Annotated in this window: 4 protein-coding genes; all 4 read right to left on the reverse strand. The window is 68.3% G+C overall.

From position 1 onward, the window contains the following. Positions 1–427: 427 nt before the first annotated feature. Positions 428–1,507: a 5'-nucleotidase C-terminal domain-containing protein gene (locus AB1609_17850; GenBank protein MEW6048310.1), complete on the reverse strand. Its 1,080-nt coding sequence runs from the start codon at positions 1,505–1,507 to the stop codon at positions 428–430. Positions 1,508–1,637: 130 nt separating this feature from the next. Beyond that, positions 1,638–2,198, reverse strand: coding sequence for a glycerol-3-phosphate 1-O-acyltransferase PlsY (plsY, locus tag AB1609_17855; protein MEW6048311.1), 561 nt, complete (start codon positions 2,196–2,198; stop codon positions 1,638–1,640). Further along, the gene (locus AB1609_17860; GenBank protein ID MEW6048312.1) at positions 2,084–2,785 is read right to left on the reverse strand and encodes a molybdopterin-dependent oxidoreductase; all 702 of its coding nucleotides are present in this window, start codon (positions 2,783–2,785) and stop codon (positions 2,084–2,086) included. The genes plsY and AB1609_17860 overlap by 115 nt, the downstream gene beginning before the upstream one ends. Positions 2,786–2,791: 6 nt before the next feature. Further along, on the reverse strand, positions 2,792–3,751 hold the full coding sequence (locus AB1609_17865) for a cytochrome d ubiquinol oxidase subunit II (protein MEW6048313.1): 960 nt from the start codon (positions 3,749–3,751) through the stop codon (positions 2,792–2,794). Positions 3,752–3,755 lie beyond the last annotated feature (4 nt).

Here is a 3,755-nt window from a genome sequence, read left to right on the forward strand (position 1 = left end):
CTCAGCCCTCAGGCCCGGTCGCTACCTCGCTGACCAAACAGCGATGGCGTGCGCCGCACCGGAGGGCACCCCTTGTGGCCACCTGGCTCGTTTCTCGTTGTCTGCCGTTAACTTACCACAGTTGCCGCTGCCGGGGCAATCTGGGTCGCGCGGACCCTGCCGGCCAAACGCGCACGTCAGCTGCCCGAGGGCGAAGGAGGAGCGGCCCTTCGAGCCACCCCTACTCCTCGTGCCGGCAGACCTGCCAGCCCAGGTGCTGCGCCAGCGCCTGCTCGATGGCTGGGCCGCTTTTGCCAGGCCTTCGCCCGGAAGAATTCGGCGTGCTGCCCCATCGTGACCGGTGAGGGCCCGGCTCCTGCCGACCGGCAGCGGTGAAACCGGCGCAGCGAAATCGGCGCCGCTCGATCGGGGCGGGTTCGCCGATACTCTACGGCTGGCGCTGGATCCGTCCCAGAATCCGGGCGCTCACCGGCCGCGATAGCTGCTGGAGGTATTCCACCAGGGCGTCCAGGTCGACGGGCCCGACCATCCGGTCGGTGCCCTCCCGCAGCACCGTGAAGTTGTCGCCGCCGTCCGCCAGGAAGCTGTTGACGACGACCCTGTAGCGCCCCTCCGGCTCGACGGGCGTCCCGTCTTCGAGGAAGATCTCGGTTGGATCCACGCGGTCCCCTACCGCCCTGTCCGAGTGCCACGCATAGCGAAGCCCCGATATCTGCAGCATCCTGGGGAACGGTTGGTTGACCCACTGCTGCTCGAGGAGCCGTTCAATCTGGCTGCCAGTCAGGGTCATCGTGACGAGGTAGTTGTTGAACGGCTGGACGGTGTAGAGTTCGCCCCACGTGACCTCTCCGGCGTCGAGGTCGGCCCGGATACCGCCGGGGTTCATGAACGCGATCCGGGCGCCGGTCTTCCACCGCTGGGCGTCCGCGATGAGGTTGCCAAGAGCTGACTCGCCCGCTTCGTTTTGCTCGCGGGCGATGCGTTCCGCGGCAGTGGCCACTACGCGGTTGACCAGGGGTGCGACCTGTTCGGCGAACCGGCGAACCATGGCCTGAACCGTCGGATCCGGGGCAATGCCGGGGGCCTCAGGGATGGCGTCCACGATCTCGGCCTTTTTCGCAATCACCTCTTTGAAGGCGCGGTCAATCATCAGGTCGACATCGGCGAAGGCAATGCCGTTGGAGCACGCCTGGGCCACCAGCTTGGTGCCGACGAGCCCCTGATAGCACCGGTGGGAGTGGCCCGTCAGGACCACGTCCACCTCGTCGTCCATGGCGTGAACCAGGGGCACGACGGCTCCGGTGACCTTACCCTGGCGGTCTCCGTCCCCGCCGTTGTGCATCAGCACCACGATGGTTTCGACGCCCTGCTGCTTCAGCTCGCTTACGTAGTGGTTGACGGCCTGGATTTCGTCGAGAAACTTCAGGCCCTGAACTCCGCCGGCCGAGACAATGCTCGGGGTCTCCGAGGTGACCACCCCGATGACCCCGACCGGGACGCCCTGCACCCAGCGGATGGCGTATGGCGAAAGGATGGGCTTTTCCGTATCGGCCCAGACGACGTTGGCGGCCAGGTACCGGGTGCGTGCGCCGTCGAAGCAGCCGGTGGCCGGGGTGGGAGAGCCTTCCTGCCGAACCCTAATAGGCCCTGTGCTCGCTGCCCGCGAGCAGGCGGCGCACGTTGGAGTGGTGGCGGAAGACCACGGTCAGGGTCATCAGGATACCGCCGCCCACCACCGGCCAGTCATGAAACGCCAGCCACAGCCACACCGGGGCGGTTGAGGCACTGACCACGGAAGCAAGGGACACGTAGCGGGTCGCCAGCACCACCACGGCCCAGGTGATGACGGCCGCCGCGGCGACCGGAGCAGACAGCACCGCCAGCGCACCCAGGCCGGTGGCCACGCTCTTACCTCCGGAAAACCGCAGGAAGACCGGCCAGGCGTGCCCGACCACCGCCAGCAACCCGCCTGCTACGGCACCCTCCAGGCCGACCAGGCGCAGCCCGATCCAGGTCGCCAGGGCTCCCTTGGCCACGTCGCCTGCGAGTACGAGTGCTCCCAACCTCGAGCCCAGCACGCGCGTCACATTGGTGGCTCCCACGTTACCGCTGCCGTAGCGCCGGATGTCGAGCCCACCCAGGCGTCGGGACACGAGGTAGCCCACCGGTATCGAGCCCAGAAGATACGCCGCCGCGATGACAGTGGCCCAGTACAACCCCGTAGTGAGTACCACGCAACCAAGCCCCCCTGGCCCAGTGTGGGACACCCCATTATAGCGCCCTCACCCTCTCCACAGGAGAGGGATCCGGTGATAGCCGGTGGCCCCGTGTCCGGAAGGGCCCGACGCCGCGTAGCGTCCTGCACGGCGGCGATAGCGAAAATCCCACGGCCTCCGGCGAAGGCAGTGCCCGCTGCGGTCGCCCCTCCAGCCCCGTCGCTCCCGGTGGCCCTGTGGTCGTACGTCACGGCCTCAGTGGCCGCGAGCCATTTTACGTTTTTCATGCTGTAGATGCCCGGCACGATAATCCGGACGGCGTGACCGTGGTCTGGCGGGAGCGGTTCCCCGTTCCTCTCCCACGCAAGCAGCGTCGTCGGCGCCAGGGCCTTGTGCAGCGGCAGGCTGTCCGTGTCGCCGTCGGCCGCCTCGAAGCCAATGTCCGCCACGCCGGCCTTCAGCCCGGCGCGCTCGAACGGCGTGCGCAAGGGGAGGCGCCGCCCGGCCGCTTCTTCAGCGAGCCCCGGCACGAGCCTACGAAGGCGTTTATGCCCAAGCTGCCGCAGCACTAAGATTTACTGTGACGTGCTGCCTCGCTTGAACATGGCAAACAACAGCCACAGCGAAGGAACCAGCAGCGCCAGGCCCACCGGGACGGCCTGCAGCACCACCTTGAGCGTGGCGGCCGGTGCGGCACTTTCAGCGAGGGTCAGGTCAGGGTAGATGAGATACGGCCAATGGGCAACACCCCAGCTGCCCAGGAGCACCAGCACGTGGCCTGCGGCGAGCACCCGCCCGAGCCGGTACCGGCGGTGCCACACGGCCAGGCCCGCAGTCACTGCCAGCAACCCGACCGGTACGAGCACCGACCACAGGCCGCGCTCGACGAGTCCCTCCCCCAGGTGACGGGCGTCCTGACGCAGGATGGGCAACAGCACGCCGGAAAGCGCCACCACCGCTGCTCCGCTCGACAGCGCCCGCTTGCGGAAGTCCTCTTGAAGCGCCCCGCGCGTCTCGACCGTCATGTAGACGGCTGCCAGATACGCCGACAGCGCGACAGCCAGCGCTCCCATGCCTACCGAAAGCGGCCGGGCGGCCCATTGCAGAAAAGGCAGGGCGATCACGTGTCCGTCAGCGGGCGCCCGGACGGCGCCCCCCGACGCCGCGGCCAGGCTCATCCCCAGGAAAAACGCGGCGAGCGCGCTTGCGCCACCGAACGCGGCGCCCCAGGCCTGCCTGGCCCGGGCCGTTCTGGCCGCGGTGCGAAACGCAAAGGCTGCCCCTCTGAGCACGATGCCCAACAACACAAGGTGCAGGGGCACGAACAGCCCTACGCTGAGGGCCCCGAACGCCCTCGGGAACGCGGTGAACAGCAGCACCAGCCCAAAGATGAGCCAGACGTGGTTGGCCTCCCACACGGGCCCCATTGCCCGCGCAATGGCCTGGCGCTGGGCTTCCCGACGCGGGCCCCGGGCCAACAGGTCCCAGATACCGCCACCCAGGTCCGCGCCCCCGAAGAGGGCGTAGGCAGCCAGTGTC

Source organism: Bacillota bacterium, assembly GCA_040754675.1.
Classification (GTDB): Bacteria; Bacillota; Limnochordia; order Limnochordales; family Geochordaceae; genus Geochorda.